Here is a 3,448-nt window from a genome sequence, read left to right on the forward strand (position 1 = left end):
AACGGCTCCAGGAGCATGAACGGCTCAACCTGGAGCTTCAGGAACTGCAGAAGAACATCCTGAAGTCCATGGAGACGACCTTCTTGGGGATTACCACCCAGGACAATCTGCCGGTCGAGCGGGTCATCAGGACCTGCAACATGACGGACGCCGCGTTCTCCTATCAGGTCCTCGAAGAGAGTGAGGACTGGTCCGAGACGATGGTGCTCGAGCCCAGGGAATGCCGCGCGTACCATGTCAAAGGCTATCATCCCCGTGTCCCGGTGAGATACAGCGGCGCCCTGACAGGGAATGTCTATACGCCGGGTGAGGCCATGGCGGGGATGGTGGTCGGGCGGCCAGCCGATCTCGATAGGGATTGGCGGCCCTGGGAGAACCACCTCGTCACGGGCCAGGACAACAGCCTCCAACTGAAGCCGATCTACACCGGGCAGAAGTCGTGGCCGCTCGGGATCCAGGTGAGGTAGGACGGGGGGATAGTGGCGCTGGGGGGGCCAGAGGCTCTAGCATTCGACCTGATGCGTCAGGTTCATTATCAGCCGCTCGGCCCTCTGCTCTCGGGCGAGGGCTCCCGTGCCTTCCTCGCTCTGGCTCTCGAGAACGGTGCCCCACCGCGGCCTGTCGTGCTGGTGTGGGCTCCGCCCGAGGTGGCGCGGGATCCAACGCAGGTGGCTCGCCTCCAGCGTGAGACGGCACGCGCCGTCGTCTTCGAGCACCCCAACATCCTCCGCGTGCACGGACTGGCGGCCCTGGACAACCAGCTCGCCCGTGTAACGGAGTTCGCTGACGGTGAACCCCTGCGCCGGATTTTGGAGGCCAGCCCCCGCCTGCCGCCTCCCTTGGCCGCGCTCGTCGCCGCCGACGTCGCCATGGGCGTCCACTACGCCCATGTGGCGGGCACCGATGACGGGACTCCGCTCGTCCACGGCGACCTGCGCCCGGAGACCGTCATGGTCTCCTTCAATGGTGTGTGCAAGGTGACGGGCTACGGTGCGCTCGGGGTGGCTCCTCGGGAGGGCAATGGTCGCCGGGTGCGCAACCGACGCCTGTACATCGCCCCCGAGCAGCTCATGGGCGGTCGGGAGGCCTCCTCCGTCCTGACGGATGTGTTCCTCCTGGGCCTGCTGCTCTATGAGTGCCTCTCGGGACGCAAGCCCTTCCAGGACTCGTTGGAGCCCGACAAGGCCATCCTCTCCCGCCCGCTGCCGCCCCTCCCAACGGAGATTCCACTCGCCCTCAATGAGGTGGTGCGGCGCGCCACGTCGAAGCGCTCCGGCGAGCGCTACCCGAGCGCCCTGGCCTTCCGCGAGGCCCTGGTGGCCGTCGTCGGCGAGCTGCCCACCCACGCGGCCTTCGCCGAGTTCCTCACGACGCTGATCCCCTCGGACAGCGAGGCCCGCACCGCCCGCAGGAAGATGATCGAGAAGGGGATCGAGGCGGTGACACGCCACGCTCCTTCGCGGTCCCCGACGCCGATCGGCGTCCCCCTGGTGAGGGCTCCTGACCCGGTGGTGGTGCCCCCCGCCGCTCCCGTTCCCCCGGTCCCGGTGGCTGTCGCGCCCGCGCGCCCGTCACGCTCGCCGGTGTTCCTGGGCGTCGCCCTCGGGGTCCTGCTGATCGCGGGCGTGGTCGGCGCCCTCCTGGGCAACCGGGTGGAGCCCGCGCTCGTGGTGCCCGAGGACGCGGGCGTGGTGGCGACCCCGGCTCCCGTCGTGGAGCCCCCGGCCCCGGCCCCGGCTCTGGAGCCGCTGGACGCGGGCGTCCAGGTGGTGAGCGTCCCGAGCAAGGTCGACGCGGGAACGCCCGTCGCGCCGCCGGCCAGCGTGCCCACCATGATGGTCGAGCTCTCCGTGACGCCCGAGGCGGATGTGTCCATCGCGGGCCGGGCGCTTGGCCGTACACCGCTGACGGTTCCGCTCCCGTACGGCCGCCATACCCTGACCCTGGTCAACGCCGAGCTGGGCTACCGGACGGCCCGGATGATCGACGTGCGTCCCACGGGCTCGGGGATCTTCCGCATCCGCCTGGGCATGGGCTCGGTGCTGGTGCTCGCTCCCAGCGGGTCCCAGCTCACGCTCGACGGGCGGGAGATAGGGCCGGCGCCGCGCTCGGAGCTGTCGATTCCCGAGGGCGAGCACGAGCTGCTCGTCACCTTGAATGGAGCCGTCTGGCGCAAGTCCCTCTGGGTGCCGGGGGACAAGCGCATGGTGCTCAACGTGGACTTCGAGGAGCAGCCCACCTCGACCGCCCAGGACACGCCCTGACCCCTGGCCTCCTCCCGGGAGGGAGGAGGCGCAGCGGTTGACGGCGCGTGGTTCAGGGCGTGGTCGTGGTCGCCTGGGGCGCGTCGGTGGGGGCGGGGGCCTGGGCAGCCGCCTCGGCCTCCGCCTTGGCCTTGGCTTCACGCTCGAGCCGGTTCTTCGCCTCCTGCTCGGTCAGCGTCTTGATGCTGGCGAGGCCCTTCTCGAAGTCCTTACCGATCATCCCGTCCATGTCCATGAACAGGGAGAAGGCCTTGCCCACGAAGGTGTTGTGACCCTCCATGATCCAGCTCACCGTGACGCTGCCCTCGGCCGCGGGCTGGAACGTGAAGGTGGTGGCGTTGACGGCCTCCCAGGGCTTCTGGAACTCGAGCTGGATGTTGATGCGCTCGTACGGCTTGGCGTCCAGGATGGTCATCTTCCCCTGACCGACCTTGTCATTGCCGGACCAGGCGTAGGTGGCGCCGGGGCCCGCGTACGGCCCGTCGAAGGTCTTCTTCATCTGCGGGTCCATCGCGTCCCACGGCGACCAGAAGTGCCAGCGGTGGAAGTCGTTCACCAGCCCGAAGGGCAGGTCGGCGGGGGTGGCCATGGTGAGCGACCGCTCGATGCGGAAGGTGGACGGCTGCCGCGAGACCAGGACGACGAAGCCCGTGATGAGGATCGCGAGCGCGAACAGGATCTTCTTGAACATTCCTTCTTCTTTCTCCAGAGGCTGGGGGAAGCCCGCGTCCAGTATGCCCAGACACGCCCTGGCTGCCCAGACTTGTCCTCAACGGGCCGGCAAAATGGGAAGCACCTGTGGTAGTGCGGGGAGCACGCATGGCACTCCCCCCTCGCTACGGTCGCTCGCTTGCCCAGAAGGCACGCCAGCGCACGCCGGGCCACCATTACAACGCGAGCTTCCTCTCGGCGGCGGATCGCACGGAGATCCTCTCCTGGCTGGGTACCCTGCACCCGCTCTGGGAGGAGCGCTACTCGAAGCACTTCCCGCCTCCCCCGGGGCAGTCGCAGCGGCGGCTGCTGCGTCCCGTGTACTGGCTGGGTAACTGGCAGTTCGCCTGCCTCGACTACTACCGCCCTCCCAAGGGCGTGAAGGACCGTTGCGTGAAGGCCGAGCCCTTCCCGGCGGTGCTCCAGCGCCAGGTGGACAAGGTGGAGCAGCTCGCGCGCCGGATGTTCCGCGG

The 3,448-nt window shown here is 68.8% G+C and carries 3 protein-coding genes and 1 pseudogene; 3 read left to right on the plus strand and 1 reads right to left on the minus strand.

The annotated features are described in order from the left end of the window. Both VF794_RS06440 and VF794_RS06445 read left to right on the plus strand, forming a co-directional pair. Window positions 1–467 (plus strand): hypothetical protein (locus VF794_RS06440; RefSeq protein WP_331108300.1); only part of this gene is annotated, 467 nt, incomplete at its 5' end. 51 nt (window positions 468–518) lie between these two features. Beyond that, a complete protein-coding gene (locus tag VF794_RS06445) occupies window positions 519–2,264 on the plus strand; it encodes a serine/threonine protein kinase (RefSeq protein ID WP_331108301.1) in 1,746 nt (581 codons plus the stop codon). Window positions 2,265–2,316: 52 nt separating this feature from the next. Here VF794_RS06445 and VF794_RS06450 read toward each other — a convergent pair whose 3' ends face one another. Further along, a complete protein-coding gene (locus VF794_RS06450; RefSeq protein WP_331108302.1) occupies window positions 2,317–2,955 on the minus strand; it encodes an SRPBCC family protein in 639 nt (212 codons plus the stop codon). Between the two features lie 128 nt (window positions 2,956–3,083). Here VF794_RS06450 and VF794_RS06455 point away from each other — a divergent pair. Next, a pseudogene (locus VF794_RS06455) lies at window positions 3,084–3,448 on the plus strand (alpha-ketoglutarate-dependent dioxygenase AlkB); the annotation flags it as partial.

This window comes from Archangium sp., assembly GCF_036389735.1.
In the GTDB taxonomy this organism is placed as follows: Bacteria; Myxococcota; Myxococcia; order Myxococcales; family Myxococcaceae; genus Archangium.